This is a genomic window from Nocardia cyriacigeorgica (assembly GCF_005863245.1).
Lineage (GTDB): Bacteria > Actinomycetota > Actinomycetes > Mycobacteriales > Mycobacteriaceae > Nocardia > Nocardia cyriacigeorgica_C.
This window is the reverse complement of the sequence record NZ_VBUT01000004.1, coordinates 511,881-529,515: the sequence shown is the minus strand read 5'-3', so window position 1 is coordinate 529,515 and position 17,635 is coordinate 511,881. Positions and strand designations below refer to the sequence as shown.

The following is a 17,635-nucleotide window of genomic DNA, read 5'->3' as shown; positions in this document are numbered from 1 at the left end:
TTGCCGGCGGGGCAGCTTCTTATGCCTGTATCGCGCTGGTCAGAGGCTGAGCACGCGGGTCGGCTCCGTCATCGAGGCGGCCGCGAGCAGCTGATCCAGCGCGCGCTCGACGTCTTCCTTCCAGCCGTGGTCGGAGTCGAGTTCCAGCCGCAGCCGGGGGAACCGGTGATGCGGTGCGACGACCTCGAACCCCGCCTCCTCCAGGAAGTCGGCGTCGATCATGCAGGTTTCCGGCGCACAGCGCGCGGTGGCGCGGCCGGAGGGGCGCAGCCGGTCCCGCACCGGGGTCGCGATGCGTTCCATCAGCGTCATCGACCCCATGGTGCGATCCGACAGCGCGGTGCTGGGCGGGTCGCCCCTGAGCCCGAAGACCTCCAGTGCCCGCACACCGCGGCGCATCAGATCGGTCACCACGGCCTGAATCAGCCGGTACCCGATATCGGAGTCCTGGTGCGGCGGCTCGGCCCGCAGCGTGGTCAGCAGGATGGCATCCGGGCTCACGGGGGAGGTGGGGAACAGCGTGGCGCGGGGTACGGCGCTCGGCGGAGCGTAGAGCGCGCAGCCGGCGGCGTTCCCGTCGACGGTGGCGATCTGGCCGCAGGAGCCCCACTCCAGCATGACCGTCGACAGCCAGGCTTCCTTCTCGAAGACCGGATCGCTGAATTCCTGAGAGTCGGCGGCCACGGCCGGATCGATTTCCCAGAACACACAGCGCCGAGCATGCGCGGGCAGTTGATCCAGCCCGTCCAGGGTTAGTGGTGTGACGCTGGTCGACACCGCTCTGCTCAGCCTCCAGCTGTCCGATTCATCCACGCTCACGCCGCATCACTGTCTTCTCGCCAGCAAGAATATGCGATCAAGCGAACCCGCCTCATTCCACGTCACTGTGCTGTTCGGTTCGGGGCTCTGTGCGATTTTCGGGCACCGTCACAGTGACGTTTCGGTGCCAGGTCGAGGGTTACGGGTGCACAGGCTCTATTTTCGTTATGTTGCGATGTTGTTCTGCTGCATCAATCCGACAATGCGCTCGAGATCATCGACCGAGCCGAACTCGACGACGATCTTGCCCTTGCGCTTGCCCAGACTCACCGTCACGCGCGTGTCGAACGACTCCGAGAGACGCTCGGCCACATCCTGTAACCCCGGCGCGTGCATCGGCTTGCGGCGGGGGGAGGGGGGCGCGGCGTTCTCCGGTTCCCGGTTCGCCAGCGTCACCGCTTCCTCGGTCGCACGCACCGACATGCCCTCGGCCACGATGCGGGCCGCCAGCACCTCCTGTGCGTCGGCTCCACCCTCCAAACCGAGCAGCGCCCGCGCATGGCCCGCGGACAGCACACCGGCTGCGACCCGCCGCTGCACCGGCACCGGCAGCTTCAGCAGCCGGATCATATTCGTCACCGCCGAACGCGAGCGGCCGATCCGGTCCGCCAGTTCCTCGTGGGTGACGTCGAACTCCTCGAGCAGCTGCTGATAGGCGGCCGCCTCTTCGAGGGGATTGAGCTGCACGCGATGGATGTTCTCCAGCAGTGCGTCGCGCAGCATCGAGCCGTCGTCGGTCTCCCGGACGATGGCCGGAATGGCGGTCAAGCCGGCTTCCTGGCAGGCGCGCCAGCGGCGCTCACCCATGACGAGCTGATAGCGCTCGGGATCGGACTCCAGGCGGCGCACCACGATCGGCTGCATGAGCCCGAATTCGCGAATCGAATGCACCAACTCGGCGAGCGCGTCTTCCTGGAAGACCTGACGCGGCTGCTTCGGATTCGGCTCGATGGCGTCCGGCGGGATCTCCCGATAGACGGCGTCGCCGGGGGAGTCGAGTTCGGGGGCGGTCGCGGGGGAGTCGGGCACCCGATGCAGGTATGCGGTGGCGGGCTGCAGCGGTCCGGGATCGACCCCGATGACCACACTCGCGGCCGCGTCACCGAGACCGGTCGACGCCGGTCCGGTCGGGATCAACGCGGCCAGACCGCGTCCCAGACCACCCTTCTTCGCCTGACTCATCGGGCCTACCCCTTTCTCGTTCCACCGCCACAGGTCCGTTCGGCCTGCGTCACTGGGCACCTTCGGTGACGGCCGCGCGCTTCGCCGCCGCGCGAGCCGCGATTTCCCGACCGGCATCAAGGTAGCTCATCGCCCCTCGCGAACCGGGATCGTAATCCAGCACCGTCATGCCGTAGCCGGGCGCCTCCGAGACCTTCACACTGCGCGGGATGACCGACCGCAGCACCACATCACCGAAGTGACCGCGCACCTCCTCGGCCACCTGGTCGGCGAGTTTGGTGCGGCCGTCGTACATCGTGAGGATCACGGTGGAGACGTGCAGTTCGGGATTGAGGTGCGACTGGACCAGCCCGATATTGCGGATCAGCTGACCGACACCTTCGAGCGCGTAGTACTCGCACTGGATGGGAATCAGCACTTCCTTTGCCGCGACCATCGCGTTCACCGTCAGCAGCCCCAGTGACGGCGGGCAGTCGATCATCACGTAGTCGATGTCGTAGCCGGCGATATTGGCCTCCTGGATGGCGGCCTTCAGCCTGCCCTCCCGCGCGACCATGGAGACCAATTCGATCTCGGCTCCGGCGAGGTCGATGGTGGCCGGAATGCAGAGCAGCCGTTCACTGTGCGGGCTCTGCTGAATCGCGTCTTTGACCGAGATCTCGCCGATGAGCAGTTCATAGCTCGACGGCACACCCGAGTGGTGTTCGACCCCGAGTGCAGTGCTGGCATTGCCCTGCGGATCGAGATCGATCACGAGCACCTTCATCCCCTGATGCGCCAGGGCGGCCGCCAGATTGACCGCGGTGGTCGTCTTACCGACGCCGCCCTTCTGGTTAGCGATCGTGATGATCCGTTGCTCATGCGGTTTCGGCACTGTCACCTTTCCTGGATGCAGTATCTGACTCGCGCGGTGCGCCTCCGCCGCAATCGGGGTCTCACTGGGGGAGATGTGCCCGAACGGTGTGCTTCCGAATGTTTCCGGACCGGCGTTGCTGGAATCCAGCATTCCCGGAACTCGCGATGTTTCCCGTGAAACATTCGCTGAACCGCTCGACATAGACAGCTCCTAACGCGAGAACTCCAGATCACGTGCCCCGAAAAGGTCGGCGCCGTGTCTTCAAACAAGCCGTGTCGGATCGAACTTGATGCTCAACCGGGACCGCGGCGCCCGATCGACCGAGCGGAGCTTCTGCCGCTGTGACATCCACATCCCTCCGTGGCACCAACGCTCACGCCCGACGCCCATTAGCTTGCCAGCACCGAGCGGGATTAGAAAGCTGAATCGCGGTGACGCGCGCACGACACGCGGATCCGTGACCATTCGCGTGCGCTAGGCCATGTTTCCCGTGAAACATCGGCCACCGAAAGCGATCAGTTGGCCTTCCGGGCGGCCCGCGCCGCTCGTCGCGCAGACTTCTGTGGGCGCGTTTTCGCGGGTCGCTCGGAGCGGGGGAGGCGCTCGGCGCTGATGACAAGCGTCGGCGTCTCCACGATCCCGACCCCGCACTCCAGCACCTCGGCCTTGCCGGCTCCGGCCCGAGCGAGCGCGTCCGCATCGCGGGCCAATTCCTCGGCTGCACTGACACCTTTGAGTGCGAGCATCCGTCCGTGCTCGTGCACGAGGGGGAGGGACCACTGCGCCAGCTTCGCCAGCGGAGCCACCGCACGCGAGGTGACGACGTCCGCGCCACCGGCCTCATGGATCACACCCGACTGTTCCGCGCGGCCGCGCACGACGGCCACGTCGAGGCCCGCCTCCTCGATGAACTCACTCAGAAAGATCGTGCGACGCAACAGCGGCTCCACCAAGGTAATTCGCAGATCAGGCCGGGCGATCGCCAGCGGAATACCGGGCAGCCCCGCGCCACTACCGATATCGACGACCGACGCACCCTCCGGAATCAACTCACCAATGACAGCGCAATTCAGAATGTGGCGGTCCCAGAGACGGGGCACTTCACGCGGACCGATCAACCCGCGCTCGACGCCGGCGGTCGCCAGAGCGGCACAGTAGCGGCGCGCGAGTTCGAGACGGTCACCGAAGACCGTGGCGGCCACCGCCGGCGGCTCCAGCTCGGCCGGCAACTCGGTCGCTCCGCCGAGATCTCGTTCCACGTGAAACATCCTTCCGAGCGTCATCGAAAATCGGTGCCGGGCACCGTCGGCCAGAAATGGAGAAGGGCCCCGGTCCGAAGACCCGAGGCCCTATCCAACCATTGCCCACCCCGTCAGCGCACGGGGCGTGCCGGTCTATCCGTCACGCCGGAACGACAACCACGTGCCGGTTGGGTTCCACGCCCTCACTCTCGCTCGCCACACCATCGACGGCGGCGACGGCGTCGTGCACGATCTTGCGCTCGAACGGCGTCATTGGAGCCAGCGACTCCGGGGCGCCGGTCTCCTGCACCCGCTTGGCGGCGGCGGTGCCGAGCGCGCTCAGCTCCTCGCGACGCTTGGCGCGCCAGCCCGCGACATCCAGCATGAGCCGGCTGCGCACGCCGGTCGCCTGCTGGACGGCGAGGCGAGTCAGCTCCTGCAGCGCGTCGAGCACCTCGCCATTGCGGCCGACGAGCTTCGACAGGTCGCGGCCGCCGTCGATGCTCACGACCGCGCGGTCGCCCTCGACGTCCAGATCGATATCGCCGTCGAAGTCGAGCACGTCGAGCAACTGCTCCAGGTAGTCGCCCGCGATCTCACCCTCTTCGATGAGCGCTTCCTCGGCATCGGTCACGTCGGCCGCTTCGGTGTCGGCATCAACCATCGTCGTTGCCACAGTGGCGTCCCCTCCGTCGCTCTCAACTGTCATGTGATTTCCTTCATCTGCTCGTCGCGGCCACCGGGTGTCCGGATGCGCCGCGATCAAGGGGTTGCTCGGCGATCGTGGTCTCCCACGGATCGAATGGGCTCAGCTGAGCGGACTCAGCGGCGGCGTTTCTGATTGGCCCGGCCGCGATTGCCCGACTTCTTCTGACCGCCAGGACGCTTCTGGCCGCCGGCCGGCTTGCCCGACGCCTTTGCCACCGGAGCCGCACCGTTGGTGGTGGCGGTGTCCTCGTCGGTCGCCGCGGCCGCGGGCGCCTGCTTCTTCCGGGTGTCGACCGGCTTGGCGCCCGGCTTCGGCGCGTTCTGCGCCCGCTGCTCGAGCTTGGCCTGCTTCTTGGCTTCTTCTTCCTTGGCCATGCGTCCGAAGACCAGGTGCTGCTGCCCGTAGGTCCAGATGTTGTTGGAGACCCAGTACAGCAGGATGGCGATCGGCAGGAACGGACCACCGACGAGCACACCGAGCGGGAACACCCACAGCGCCAGCTTGTTCATCAGGGCGGCCTGCGGGTTGGCCGCGGCCTCCGGGGTCTGCCGCTGGACCGAGGCGCGGGCATTGAAGTGCGTGGCCACCGAGGCGATGACCATCAGCGGGATCGCGACGGCGGCAATGGAGATCCGGCTCGGAATGCCGCCGTAATCCTCGAAGGCCAGCAGCTCGTTGGCCGGGGTGGTGATGAACGCGGAGATCGGCGCGCCGAAGATGCGCGCGCTCAGGAACGACTGCACGTCGGCCGCGCTGAAGACATAGTTCGGCGTGTGCGCGTTGGTGTACGGATCCATGCCGAGCTGACCGAACCCGTGCCCGGTCCGGTTGAACGAGCGCAGCACGTGGAACAGACCGAGGAACACCGGCACCTGAGCAAGGATCGGCAGGCAGCCCATGAGCGGGTTGAAGCCGTTCTCCTTCTGGAGCTTCTGCATCTCCAGCGCCATCTTCTGGCGGTCGTTCTTGTACTTCTTCTGCAGCTCCTTGATCTGGGGCTGCAACTCCTGCATCTGCTTGGTGGTGCGCACCTGCTTCACGAATGGCTTGTAGAGCACCAACCGCAGCGTGAACACCAGGAACACCACGGCCAGCGCCCAGGTGAGTCCGTTGTCCGCGCCGAAGGCGAACCCGAAGACCCGGTGCCAGAACCAGAGGATCCAGGACACCGGGTAATAAATGAAGTCGAGCACGGCTCTATGCACTCCCGTCGTTCGTATCGCCGACCACCGCGGGCGGTGGTCCTGTACAAGCCTTGGCCTCCGGCTCCGAGTCGGCCGGCGGGGTCGATTCCCGTGACGATTCGGCGGTTGCCTCGTTCCCGTGCTCGGCGCGGCGTCTGCGCTCCGGAACGGGGTCCCACCCACCAGGGTGCCAGGGTGCGCATTTGGCCAGACGCACGACCGTCAGTCCGAGGCCGATGAACAGCCCTCGGGTGCGCAACGCGGTGACCGCGTACTCGCTACAGGTCGGGGTGAAGCGGCAGACCGGCATCCGGGTGGGGGACACATACGTCCGGTAGAGCTCGATCAGGAAGATCAGAATATTGGCCGGCCACCGGAGCAGAACCGCGGGCGATCTCATGCCGGTTCACCCGAGCGGACGCCTGACCGGACGGCGGGACCGAGGCCGAGTTTGCGGGCCGCGCCGCGCAGCTGACGCAGCAGCTCCGCCGAATCGGCGGTCGCGGCGCCGGGCAGAGCGCGGATGACGATGTCGGCCTCGACGGAGATCTCGGTGCGCATCTCGGCGCAGATATGACGCAGGCGGCGGGCCACCCGGTGACGAATCACCGCGTTGCCCACCGCCTTGCTGACGATCAATCCGAAGCGCGGACCGCCGACGCGAATCAGCACATCCTCGGTCGGTTCGGCGGCCGGATCCACGGTGTGCACGAACGCGTGCACCACCAGATCCCGCCTCCCGGTTCGCTGGCCGCAACGCACCGTCCTGGAGAAGTCGGCACGACGATGCAGCCGATTCGGCTCAGGCAGCACCCGAGAGTCCGGGGGCGAGTGAGCGATCAGGGACGAGGAGCGCAGCGTTCGGCGAAACGGGCATCCGACACCGAATCCGGGAGGTGGATCAGGCCGTCAGGGTGGCGCGGCCCTTACGGCGACGCGCGGAAACGATGGCGCGGCCCGCACGGGTCCGCATCCGGAGGCGGAAGCCGTGAACCCGCGCCCGACGACGGTTGTTCGGCTGGAACGTCCGCTTGCCCTTGGCCACGGTCAACACTCCTCGAGTTGGTGGGCGCCTGTCGCACCCGAAGCTTTTCGGTGATTCGTTCGTCCTCGACGTGCGGCGATCCTGGCGAACAGTCAGCACAGGACAGCCACCGCACCGAGGGGTGACTGTACGAGGGTACTCAGCGGCCACGAACGGGTCAAACTCGCCCATATCAGGGGTATGCGGGCGTGAGCTCGTCCACACCCCTGATCGGCCCGCGCGGGCGCAGGTCCCGAGCGTAGCCGGGCGATTGCCGGCTGCCTCGCAGGTCGGGGCGTCGCGGCCGGTCAACGCGGCCGTAGTCCCCAATCCCCAGGGGTTCTCCACATCTGTGGATAATTGTGTGGAAAGACCCCGTGAGTGGCATATTCGTTAAGCCGACGGTGCCGCGCCGCCATCCGGAATCCGCGAGTGCGGGATGCGTGGCGAACCGGTCACGGATCTGCGCGGGATCGGATCGAACCACCACGGTAGACGTCTTGCGTACCCCGGCCGTCTGCTCCCATCGACCAATTTCCGGGGAGGACACTGCATGGACGACGAGCAGAACGTGTTGGCCACCGTCTGGCCGGAGGTGGTGGCAGAACTGACCACCGGCTCTCCCGATGGTGCCATCCCGTCGGTCTCCCGCGCGCAGCAGGCGTGGTTGAAGCTCGTCAAACCGCTGACCGTCGCGCAGGGGTTCGCGCTGCTCTCGGTGCCGTCGTCGCTGGCACAGGAGGCGATCGAGCGTGATCTGCGCGAGCCGATCCTGCGTTCGCTCGCCCGCAGGCTCGGTCCGCAGGTCGAGGGTCTCGGGGTGCGCATCGCCGCGCCGACCGCTCCGGGCACCGAACGCCCGAGCGCCCCGCCCCGGCACGCCAGGATGACCAGCAGGCCGGAGCGTCCGCGTGAGCCGGTCCGCAGGTCCGAGTATCCGGGCGCGGAGTCCGCGGGCCGCGGTGAGTTCAGCCCGCCGCCGCGATACGCCGCGGGCAACGAGTACGCCCCCGACTATCCGAGCGCCGACTACGCGGGCGGGCGCAGCTACCCGCCCGGCCAGGATTATCCACAGGGTCAGGATTTCGACCGCCCCGATAGCTACGGCCGTGCCGACGGATTCGCCGAGGGCAGCGGTTACCGCGCCGACGATAGCTACGAGCAGCGCGACAACTTCGAGCAGCGCGACAACTTCGAGCAGCGCGACAACTTCGAGCAGCGCGATGGACGCGACAGCTACGGCAGGCCCGAGTTCGCCCGCGGCCCGGAATTCGCCGAGTCCACCGAACGCCGGTCCGAACAGGACTACCGTCCCGCGCCCGACTATCGCGACGGCGAGTACAACCCGCGCGGCGACTACCCGGCATCCGAGGCCGAACGTGCGGCCGAGGGTCGCGCCGACAGCGCTCCGGCGCCGCGTCGTGAGCCGGCCACCGCACCGCGCCGCGAGTCGGCACCGCCCGGACAGGAGTCACTGTTCACGCCGGAGCCTGCGCCCCGCGCACCGGTTCCGGCGCCCGCCCGCGAACCGGGCCCCACCGAGGAACCTGCCCCTGCCGCCGCGCATGAACCGATCCGGGAGCCCGGGCCCGATTCCGTGCGAGAGCCGCTGCGCGATTCGGTGCGCGAACCCGCCGGTGACGGGAAGCGCCCCGAGCACGACGACGAGCCCGTGGTCAATGTGCGCGATTCCTGGCCGACCTACTTCGCCAAGTCACAGGAGTCGCAGGCTCCGCAGTCCTCTTCGGCGAGCTTGAACGCCAAATACACCTTCGAGACCTTCGTCATCGGCGCGTCCAACCGCTTCGCGCACGCCGCGGCGGTCGCGATCGCCGAGGCGCCGGCGCGCGCCTACAACCCGCTGTTCGTCTGGGGTGCCTCCGGTCTGGGCAAGACCCATCTGCTGCATGCGGCCGGGCACTACGCCCAGCGGCTGTTCCCCGGGATGCGGGTCAAGTACGTCTCCACCGAGGAATTCACCAACGACTTCATCAACAGTCTGCGCGACGACCGCAAGGTGGCGTTCAAGCGCCGCTACCGCGAAACCGACATCCTGCTGGTCGACGACATCCAGTTCATCGAGGGCAAGGAAGGTATCCAGGAGGAGTTCTTCCACACCTTCAACACCCTGCACAACGCCAACAAGCAGATCGTGGTGTCCTCGGACCGCCCGCCCAAGCAGCTCGCCACGCTGGAAGAGCGGCTGCGCACGCGGTTCGAGTGGGGCCTGATCACCGATGTGCAGCCGCCGGAGCTGGAGACCCGGATCGCGATTCTGCGCAAGAAGGCCAGGATGGACCGGCTCGATGTGCCGCATGACGTGCTCGAACTCATCGCCAGCCGGGTCGAGCGCAATATCCGCGAGCTCGAGGGCGCGCTGATCCGGGTGACGGCCTTCGCCTCGCTCAACGGGCAGCCGCTGGATCTGCCGCTGGCCGAGGTGGTGCTGCGGGACCTGATGCCCGACACCGCCGCGCTCGAGATCACCGCCGCCACGATCATGGCCGTCACCGCCGAGTACTTCAACACCACGCTCGAGGAGCTGACCGGCCCGGGTAAGGCCCGCCCACTGGCTCAGGCGCGCCAGATCGCGATGTATCTGTGCCGGGAGCTCACCGACCTGTCGTTGCCGAAGATCGGGCAGGCGTTCGGCCGCGACCACACCACGGTCATGTACGCGGAGAAGAAGGTCCGCAAGGAGATGACCGAACGGCGCCGGGTCTACGACCAGGTCCAAGAACTCACAGCCCGAATCAAACAGCGTTCGCGCTGATCTCCGTACACACCCTGTGAAAGTCCCTGACCTGGGCTGACGCCTGCCCGTGGCCTGTGGATTCCTCGAGGAATTCCTGTGGAGTCCTCGAGGAATCCACCGGTTGTGCACCGTTTTACCCACAGGCAGCCGGGACGGGCGTCGCGGATCTACGCACAGGCAATTGTCCACAGCGTCCACAGGGTGGTGCGTGCACAGGCGCTGAGCGGGCGATCTCCGAAGTTGTGCCTGTGGAATCCTCGAGGAAACCGTGTGGACTCCTCGAGGATTCCACCGGTTGTCCACGCTGTGGTGCACATGTGTGCACAACCGGGTGAATCCGGTGGAACAACTCGAGGATCAGCGGTGGATGAACTTGGGACAGATTCCGTGCCTCCACAGACACCCCCGGTTCATCCTCGAGACACTCCACGCTCATCCCCATGCCACCACGCGCTGTGACCTGCGCAAACAGTCGATTTCCCCAGAATCCACAGGGCCTATTACTACTTCGGTTCTTCTTCAAATAGATCTCTCTTGAAAACAGGGTGTGTGGAAAGTCGGTCGGGCAGGCTCGGCTCGGCGATGGGGTTCCCGGACAAGAGGCAAGGAGGAAGCGGGGCGCACCGGCGAGCTGTCTCGCGGCGCGGTGCGCGTGGTGGCACGACAGTCGAGCCGGACCGCTGAGTGCCCGAGGCAATCCACACAGCAGCCGAAGCAAGCAGACGACAGAGCGTGCGGGCGAGGACCGGAGGGTCGGACCCGGGCGCCGGGTCGCACGCGGTACCGTTTGGTTGTCGGTCGTCTGTGCCACACTTTCGAAGGCGGCCGCGACAGCACGTCTTTCGAGAACCAACGCTGACCAGCCGTCAGGGGTCGGACGACATCGTTCGATCACTGCTAGACCACGGAACCGGGAGAGGACAGATCGGGCGATGGAGCTTTCGAGCATGAAGTTTCGGGTCGCCCGTGAGGATTTCGCGGAATCGGTCGCCTGGGTGGCGCGCAGCCTCCCGTCCCGGCCCCCGGTGCCGGTGCTCGGTGGTGTGCTGCTGGTAGCCGACGAGGACGGGCTCACGGTCTCCGGATTCGACTACGAGGTCTCCGCGCAGATGCGGGTCGCGGCCGAGGTCGCCGGTCCCGGCCAGGTGCTCGTCTCCGGGCGTCTGCTCGCCGATATCACCAAGGCGCTGTCCAACAAGCCGGTCGATGTCTCCGTCGACGGAACCCGCGTGCTGATCAGCTGCGGCAGCGCCAAGTTCTCCCTGCCCACCATGCCGGTCGAGGACTATCCACAGCTGCCCGAGGTGCCGCAGCAGAGCGGTGAACTCAATGCCGACGTCTTCGCCGAGGCGGTCGGCCAGGTCGCCGTCGCTGCCGGCCGCGACGACACGCTGCCGATGCTCACCGGCATCCGGGTCGAGATCGAGGGCTCGCATGTGGTCCTGGCGGCGACCGACCGTTTCCGGCTCGCGGTGCGCCACATCGAATGGCAGCCCGCGCGCCCCGATATCGAGACCGCGGTGCTCATCCCGGCCCGCACCCTGTCGGAGTCGGCGAAGACGCTCGGCGCCACCGATGCGCCGGTGCAGCTGTCGCTCGGCACCGGTGCGGGCGCCGATGGCCTGCTCGGCATCGTCAACGCGGGCCGGCGCACCACCACCCGCCTGCTGGACGCGGAATTCCCCAAGTTCCGTCAATTGCTCCCCAAGGAACACACCTCCATCGCGACGTTGCCGGTCGCCACGCTCACCGACGCCATCAAGCGCGTGGCCCTGGTGGCCGAGCGCGGCGCCCAGGTACGGCTGGAATTCTCCGGTGAGGGCCTGCTGCTGTCGGCGGGCGGCGACGACGCCGGCCGCGCCGAGGAGTGGCTGGAGGCCGATTTCCGCGGCGAGCCGCTGACCATCGCCTTCAATCCCGGCTACCTCATCGACGGCCTGTCGGCGCTGCATTCGGACCGGGTCACCTTCGGCTTCACCACCCCGAGCCGTCCCGCGGTGCTGCTGCCCGCCTCCGAGGAGGAGCCGCAGCCGCTGGATTCCGGTTCCTTCGCGGCCCTGGACAGCGCCTACATCTACCTGCTGATGCCGGTCCGGCTCCCGGGCTGAGGACGGGCGTGACCGTCGGGTGCGAGCAGGATCCGAAACCGGCAGTGCGGTACAGCGTTTCGGTTCGCCGCGATGTCGTCGAGCCGGAAACCGGTGTGGCACAAGCACAGTTGTCCACAGTTGTGGATACAACTGTGACATCCCGTTCGGCGAGCTGAGCGCATGTTCATCCGAGCTCTGACGGTGCGCGACTTCCGTTCCTGGGAGCACGCGGACATCGAGTTATCCACAGGCGGAACGGTTTTCCTGGGGGCGAACGGCAACGGCAAGACCAATCTGCTCGAGGCCGTCGGCTATCTGTCCACCCTCGGCTCACATCGGGTCGCCGCCGAGGCGCCGTTGCTGCGGATGGGCACCGAGCGCGCCAGGATCGGCGCCACGGTGGTCAACACCGGCCGTGAACTGCGCATCGACGTCGAACTCAATCAGGGCTCGCCCAACCGCGCGCAGATCAACCGGTCGCCGGTGCGCAGGCCGCGCGAGATCCTGGGGATTCTGCACACCGTGTTGTTCGCGCCAGAGGATCTGGCGCTGGTGCGCGGCGATCCGGGGGAGCGGCGCCGGTTTCTCGACGAGTTGTGCACAGCCAGGTTGCCCCGTTTGGCCGCGGTGCGCGCCGACTACGACCGGGTGTTGCGGCAGCGCTCGGCACTGTTGAAGAGCGCGGGCAGGCAAGCGCGCTCCCGTGCCGATCTGGGCACCCTGGACGTGTGGGACGGCCATCTGGCCGCGCATGCCTCGGTGCTGCTGGCCGAGCGATTGCGGCTGGTCCACGAGCTGTCGCCGCATCTGGCCGCCTCCTACGCCGCCATCGCCCCGGAATCGCGGCCCGCTGCCATCGGCTACCGCAGTGCGGCGCTGCCGGTGGAATTGCTCGATCCCGCGCGGGCACCCGAGCCGGGCGACGCCGCCGAACTGGAGGCGATCCTGCTGCGCGAGCTCGCCGCGGCCCGCCCCCGGGAACTGGAGCGAGGGGTCTGCCTGGTGGGCCCGCATCGCGACGACCTCGAGCTCATGCTCGGCGACGCGCCCGCCAAGGGTTTCGCCAGTCACGGCGAGTCCTGGTCGTACGCGTTGGCCCTCCGGCTCGCCTCGTTCGAGCTGTTACGCGAGGGCGGCACCGACCCGGTGCTACTGCTCGATGATGTGTTCGCCGAGCTCGACCGGCGCAGGCGCACCGCGCTCGCCGCGGTCGCGGCAGGCGCCGAACAGGTGCTGATCACCGCCGCGGTGGCCGAGGACGTCCCTGCGGAGCTGTCGGCGGCCACGCTGCGGGTGGAGACCTCCGGCGACGCCGAGCGCCGCACCTCGCGAATCGTGCAGAGCGTCGACTCCTCGGCCGCCGGCTGATCGATGCATCCGGAACTGCTCGTCGTCCCGGTGCTCGAGGGTGGGCTGCCGTACAGTTTTCCCGTGCGTCCTGCACGTCCGGCCTGGTCGCGGGCATCGATCCCATGTTGTCAACAGCCTGTGGATAACTTGGGATCCCCAGGAGGTTCTCCGAGTAACCGCAATCCGGCCGTGACTGCCGAACAACGCCTGCACAACATCGAAAAATGGTCTTCTACCGGGTGGTATTCCCGTACGGCCTGGTGCCAGGCACCGCTGGACGGCAGGCGAACCGCGTGTTGCACACAGCGTGTCGGAGCCTGGGGACAACTCGCCAGAGCTGGGGACAACTCGACGAATCGAACGGAGCGGCGATGACCGATCAAGCCGAACCTCCGGGCGGCCGGAGCCCGGACGCGGAACCGGAACTGCGCGGGATCGACCTGGCCCGCCGGGCACTCGAAGAAGCCCGGGCCGCCGCCAAGGCCAGCGGCAAATCCGTCGGCCAGGGTCGTTCCTCGCCGAAGCGAAGCCTGCGGACCGGTGCTCGCCGCCGCAGTGGATGGTCCGGTCCGCGCCCCGACGAGCGCGATCCCCAGATGCTGTCCAAGCTGGCGGGCTCGATCGCCAAGAGCCGCGGCTGGTCGACGAAGGTGGCCGAGGGCATGGTGTTCGGCCGGTGGTCCGGCGTGGTCGGTGAGGACATCGCCAGCCATGCGACGCCGGTCAAGCTGGAGAACGGGGTGCTGAGCATCGCCGCCGAATCCACCGCGTGGGCCACCCAGTTGCGCATGTTGCAGTCGCAGATCCTGGCCAAGATCAATGCCGCCGTGGGGCAGGGCGTGGTGACGTCGGTGCGGATCTCCGGTCCGGCCGCACCCAGCTGGCGCAAGGGTGAACGCCATATCAAGGGCCGGGGACCGCGCGACACCTACGGCTGAGCCGTTCCTTTGTGTGGTACCCGGTGTTACATTGATCCGAATTACCGGCCGCCGTCTCGTACCGCCGCCGCGAACTGCGGTTTCACGTGGAACAGCGCGCGCCGATCCGGATCCCGCCGGCCCACCACACATCGAAAGTTGTCGCCGATGACCGTCGCCACCGAGCCGTTCCCCACGCTGCCGACCCGCACGGTCCGCCGCGGCGATATCGAGCTCGCCGTCTTCGAATGCGGAAACGCCGACGGTCCCGCGATCATCCTGGTGCACGGCTGGCCGGATACGCACACCCTGTGGAACGGCGTCGCGACGCTGCTTGCCGACCGCTTCCGGGTGATCGCCATCGACAACCGCGGCGCCGGGGCCAGCACGGTTCCGGCCGAGGTCGACGCCTATCGGCTCGAAGAATTGGCCGCCGACGTGCATGCGGTCGCCGACGCCGTGGCGCCCGGTGAGAAGGTGCACGTGCTCGGCCACGACTGGGGATCGGTGATCGGCTGGGAACTGGCCTCGATGCCGGACGCTCCCGCCGCTATCGCCTCCTTCACCTCGGTATCCGGCCCGAATCTCGACTTCCTCGGCGCCTACCTGCGTGGGCCCTTCTCCTTCGCCCGGCTGCGCAATTCGCTCGCCCAGGGCGTGGCGTCGGCCTATACCGTCGCCTTCCAGATCCCCGGCCTGCCGGATCCGGTGCTGCGCGGATTGTCCGGTCGCTGGCCGCGATTCCTCGCCTTCTTCGATGGGATCGACCCCGCGCTGGTGCGCCCCGCGCCGACGCTACGCGCCGACATGATCAACAACCTGAAGCTCTACCGCGCCAATATCCGGCCGCGGCTCGGCAAGCCCCGGCCCCGTCCGATCGAGGTGCCGGTGCAGGTGATCGTCGCGACAGGCGACCGCGCGGTGCGCCCGGTGGTGCATCTGGAGGCGGATAATTGGGTAAAGGACCTGACGATGCGCCAGATCCCGGCCAGGCACTGGTCGCCGCTGTCGCATCCGGCGGATCTGGCTCGGCTGACCGCGGAATTCGCCGTGCGCGACACCGAACGCTGACCGGCGCGAGCGATCCCGGCGGACGCGGAACGGGGCGAACCGCAACACAACTCTCACGCCAACCCTGATGGATCGAAACCGCCGGACGGCGGATCGGACCCACCGTGATCCGATTTCTCGCATTCTCGTAGCCGTCAGGGGTGTCGTAGGTGCGCTGTAGTTTGGGCGTACCAGTAGGATGGTGACGTAACTAGCGGCGATACCTTCGGCGCGTTCCGCACAGCCCGCGCGGTGGACCGTGAATCTCGACCAGCTCAGAATCCGGTCCTACGTGTGCTGTGGCGACGCTGTGCCGGGGATCAGCAAGTAAGGAGAGCTACCGACCAGTGGCTGCCAACGACTCCAATGCATCGGGCTCGACCAAGGCGTCTTCGGGTAAGGCGGGCAACAAGGACTACGGTGCCTCCTCCATCACGGTTCTCGAGGGGCTCGAAGCCGTCCGTAAACGTCCAGGCATGTACATCGGCTCCACCGGCGAGCGCGGTCTGCACCACCTGATCTGGGAGGTGGTCGACAACTCCGTCGACGAGGCGATGGCGGGCTACGCCACCCGGGTCGACGTCACGCTGCTCGCCGACGGCGGCGTCGAGGTCATCGACGACGGCCGAGGTATCCCCACCGGCATGCATGCCCAGGGTGTGCCCACCATCGAGGTGGTCATGACCCAGCTGCACGCGGGCGGCAAGTTCGACTCCGATTCCTACGCCGTCTCCGGTGGTCTGCACGGTGTCGGTATCTCGGTGGTGAACGCGCTGTCCACCCGGCTCGAGGCCGAGGTCGACCACGCCGGCTACCACTGGACCCAGGAGTACAAGGACGCCACGCCGGGCAAGCTCATCCAGGGCGAGCCGACCACGCGCACCGGTACCACCATCCGGTTCTGGCCCGACCCCAACATCTTCGAAACCACCTCGTTCAACTTCGAGACGGTGGCCCGCCGCCTGCAGGAGATGGCGTTCCTGAACAAGGGCCTCACCATCACCCTCACCGATGAGCGGGTCTCCGATACCGAGGTCACCGACGAGGTCGTCAGCGAGACCGCCGAGGCGCCCAAGCACGCCGACGAGCAGACGCCGCAGGCCGAGCACAAGGTCAAGTCGCGCACCTACCACTACCCGGGTGGTCTCGAGGATTTCGTGCGCCACATCAACCGCACCAAGCAGCCCATCCACAACTCGGTCGTCGCGTTCACCGGTAAGGGCACCGGCCATGAGCTCGAGGTCGCGATGCAGTGGAACTCGGGCTATTCGGAGTCGGTGCACACCTTCGCCAACACCATCAACACCCATGAGGGCGGTACCCACGAAGAGGGCTTCCGCGCCGCGCTGACCACGGTGGTCAACCGGTACGCCAAGGAAAAGAAGCTGCTCAAGGACAAGGACGGCAACCTCACCGGTGACGACATCCGCGAGGGTCTTGCCGCGATCGTCAGCGTGAAGGTCGGCGAACCGCAGTTCGAGGGCCAGACCAAGACCAAGCTCGGCAACACCGAGGTCAAGTCGTTCGTGCAGCGCACCTGCAACGAGCATCTGGCGCACTGGTTCGAGGCCAATCCGGCCGACGCCAAGACCATCGTGAACAAGGCGGTGTCGTCGGCGCAGGCCCGTGTGGCCGCGCGTAAGGCGCGTGAGCTGGTGCGCCGCAAGAGCGCGACCGATCTCGGTGGGCTGCCGGGCAAGCTGGCCGACTGCCGGTCCAAGGATCCGAGCAAGTCCGAGATCTACATCGTCGAGGGTGACTCCGCCGGCGGCTCGGCCAAGTCCGGCCGCGACTCGATGTACCAGGCGATCCTGCCGTTGCGCGGCAAGATCATCAATGTCGAGAAGGCGCGCATCGACAAGGTCCTCAAGAACAACGAGGTCCAGGCGATCATCACCGCCTTCGGCACCGGTATCCACGACGAGTTCGACATCTCCAAGCTGCGCTATCACAAGATCGTGCTGATGGCCGACGCCGACGTCGACGGCCAGCACATCTCCACCCTGCTGCTGACGCTGCTGTTCCGGTTCATGCGCCCGCTGATCGAGCACGGGCACGTCTACCTGGCCCAGCCGCCGCTGTACAAGCTCAAGTGGCAGCGCGCGGAACCGGAGTTCGCCTACTCCGACCGCGAGCGCGACGGCCTGCTCGAGGCGGGTCTGGCCGCGGGCAAGAAGATCAACAAGGACGACGGCGTCCAGCGCTACAAGGGTCTGGGCGAGATGAACGCCAAGGAACTGTGGGAGACCACGATGGATCCGGCGGTCCGGGTGCTGCGTCAGGTCACCCTCGACGACGCCGCCGCGGCCGACGAACTGTTCTCGGTGCTGATGGGCGAGGACGTCGAGGCGCGCCGCAGCTTCATCACCCGCAATGCCAAGGACGTTCGCTTCCTCGACGTGTAGCCGGTCAGGCAGGGGTCAGGGGAATCGAACCCCTGACCTCCGCCTGCAACTGC

At 67.2% G+C, this 17,635-nt stretch carries 15 protein-coding genes; 6 read left to right on the top strand and 9 right to left on the bottom strand.

Features of this window, described 5'->3' with window-relative positions; genetic code table 11:
* Positions 1–39 precede the first annotated feature (39 nt).
* The 9 genes from FEK34_RS12355 to rpmH form a co-directional block, all read right to left on the bottom strand.
* On the bottom strand, positions 40–777 hold the full coding sequence (locus FEK34_RS12355) for a GNAT family N-acetyltransferase (protein WP_138448145.1): 738 nt from the start codon (positions 775–777) through the stop codon (positions 40–42).
* Positions 778–984: 207 nt separating this feature from the next.
* Entirely contained in the window at positions 985–2,001 is a 1,017-nt protein-coding gene (locus FEK34_RS12350) for a ParB/RepB/Spo0J family partition protein (RefSeq protein WP_138447959.1), read from the bottom strand.
* 49 nt (positions 2,002–2,050) lie between these two features.
* Positions 2,051–3,007, bottom strand: coding sequence for an AAA family ATPase (locus FEK34_RS12345; RefSeq protein WP_249357823.1), 957 nt, complete (start codon positions 3,005–3,007; stop codon positions 2,051–2,053).
* A gap of 365 nt (positions 3,008–3,372) precedes the next feature.
* The gene (gene rsmG / locus FEK34_RS12340; protein ID WP_138447957.1) at positions 3,373–4,125 is read right to left on the bottom strand and encodes a 16S rRNA (guanine(527)-N(7))-methyltransferase RsmG; all 753 of its coding nucleotides are present in this window, start codon (positions 4,123–4,125) and stop codon (positions 3,373–3,375) included.
* A gap of 133 nt (positions 4,126–4,258) precedes the next feature.
* Entirely contained in the window at positions 4,259–4,762 is a 504-nt protein-coding gene (locus tag FEK34_RS12335; RefSeq protein ID WP_081505532.1) for a protein jag, read from the bottom strand.
* A 158-nt stretch (positions 4,763–4,920) separates the two neighbouring features.
* The gene (gene yidC / locus FEK34_RS12330) at positions 4,921–6,000 is read right to left on the bottom strand and encodes a membrane protein insertase YidC (protein WP_138447956.1); all 1,080 of its coding nucleotides are present in this window, start codon (positions 5,998–6,000) and stop codon (positions 4,921–4,923) included.
* A 4-nt stretch (positions 6,001–6,004) separates the two neighbouring features.
* Entirely contained in the window at positions 6,005–6,391 is a 387-nt protein-coding gene (gene yidD, locus FEK34_RS12325) for a membrane protein insertion efficiency factor YidD (protein ID WP_138447955.1), read from the bottom strand.
* Positions 6,388–6,804 carry a ribonuclease P protein component gene (gene rnpA, locus FEK34_RS12320; protein WP_138447954.1) on the bottom strand — a complete coding sequence of 139 codons (417 nt, stop codon included), beginning with the start codon at positions 6,802–6,804 and terminating at the stop codon, positions 6,388–6,390. The genes yidD and rnpA overlap by 4 nt, the downstream gene beginning before the upstream one ends.
* Positions 6,805–6,892: 88 nt before the next feature.
* A complete protein-coding gene (rpmH, locus tag FEK34_RS12315; protein WP_011212207.1) occupies positions 6,893–7,036 on the bottom strand; it encodes a 50S ribosomal protein L34 in 144 nt (47 codons plus the stop codon).
* Positions 7,037–7,568: 532 nt separating this feature from the next.
* On the opposite strand from rpmH, the gene dnaA reads away from it, so the two are divergent.
* The 6 genes from dnaA to gyrB all read left to right on the top strand — a co-directional run bounded on the left by dnaA (position 7,569) and on the right by gyrB (position 17,582).
* Positions 7,569–9,788, top strand: a complete 2,220-nt coding sequence (gene dnaA / locus FEK34_RS12310) for a chromosomal replication initiator protein DnaA (RefSeq protein ID WP_138447953.1) — start codon at positions 7,569–7,571, stop codon at positions 9,786–9,788.
* Positions 9,789–10,702: 914 nt separating this feature from the next.
* Entirely contained in the window at positions 10,703–11,878 is a 1,176-nt protein-coding gene (dnaN, locus tag FEK34_RS12305) for a DNA polymerase III subunit beta (RefSeq protein ID WP_138447952.1), read from the top strand.
* A gap of 162 nt (positions 11,879–12,040) precedes the next feature.
* The gene (gene recF, locus FEK34_RS12300) at positions 12,041–13,228 is read left to right on the top strand and encodes a DNA replication/repair protein RecF (RefSeq protein ID WP_138447951.1); all 1,188 of its coding nucleotides are present in this window, start codon (positions 12,041–12,043) and stop codon (positions 13,226–13,228) included.
* A 353-nt stretch (positions 13,229–13,581) separates the two neighbouring features.
* Positions 13,582–14,148 carry a DUF721 family protein gene (locus FEK34_RS12295; RefSeq protein WP_138447950.1) on the top strand — a complete coding sequence of 189 codons (567 nt, stop codon included), beginning with the start codon at positions 13,582–13,584 and terminating at the stop codon, positions 14,146–14,148.
* A 147-nt stretch (positions 14,149–14,295) separates the two neighbouring features.
* Positions 14,296–15,198: an alpha/beta fold hydrolase gene (locus tag FEK34_RS12290; protein WP_138447949.1), complete on the top strand. Its 903-nt coding sequence runs from the start codon at positions 14,296–14,298 to the stop codon at positions 15,196–15,198.
* 326 nt (positions 15,199–15,524) lie between these two features.
* A complete protein-coding gene (gene gyrB / locus FEK34_RS12285; RefSeq protein WP_138447948.1) occupies positions 15,525–17,582 on the top strand; it encodes a DNA topoisomerase (ATP-hydrolyzing) subunit B in 2,058 nt (685 codons plus the stop codon).
* Positions 17,583–17,635 lie beyond the last annotated feature (53 nt).

Bases quoted from the DNA above. Each gene is read 5' to 3' on its own strand.
- FEK34_RS12350 (WP_138447959.1), bottom strand. From the start codon at position 2,001: ATGAGTCAGGCGAAGAAGGGTGGTCTGGGACGCGGTCTGGCCGCGTTG.
- FEK34_RS12345 (WP_249357823.1), bottom strand. From the start codon at position 3,007: ATGCTGGATTCCAGCAACGCCGGTCCGGAAACATTCGGAAGCACACCG.
- rsmG (WP_138447957.1), bottom strand. From the start codon at position 4,125: ATGTTTCACGTGGAACGAGATCTCGGCGGAGCGACCGAGTTGCCGGCC.
- FEK34_RS12335 (WP_081505532.1), bottom strand. From the start codon at position 4,762: ATGGTTGATGCCGACACCGAAGCGGCCGACGTGACCGATGCCGAGGAA.
- yidD (WP_138447955.1), bottom strand. From the start codon at position 6,391: ATGAGATCGCCCGCGGTTCTGCTCCGGTGGCCGGCCAATATTCTGATC.
- dnaA (WP_138447953.1), top strand. From the start codon at position 7,569: ATGGACGACGAGCAGAACGTGTTGGCCACCGTCTGGCCGGAGGTGGTG.
- dnaN (WP_138447952.1), top strand. From the start codon at position 10,703: ATGGAGCTTTCGAGCATGAAGTTTCGGGTCGCCCGTGAGGATTTCGCG.
- recF (WP_138447951.1), top strand. From the start codon at position 12,041: ATGTTCATCCGAGCTCTGACGGTGCGCGACTTCCGTTCCTGGGAGCAC.
- FEK34_RS12295 (WP_138447950.1), top strand. From the start codon at position 13,582: ATGACCGATCAAGCCGAACCTCCGGGCGGCCGGAGCCCGGACGCGGAA.
- FEK34_RS12290 (WP_138447949.1), top strand. From the start codon at position 14,296: ATGACCGTCGCCACCGAGCCGTTCCCCACGCTGCCGACCCGCACGGTC.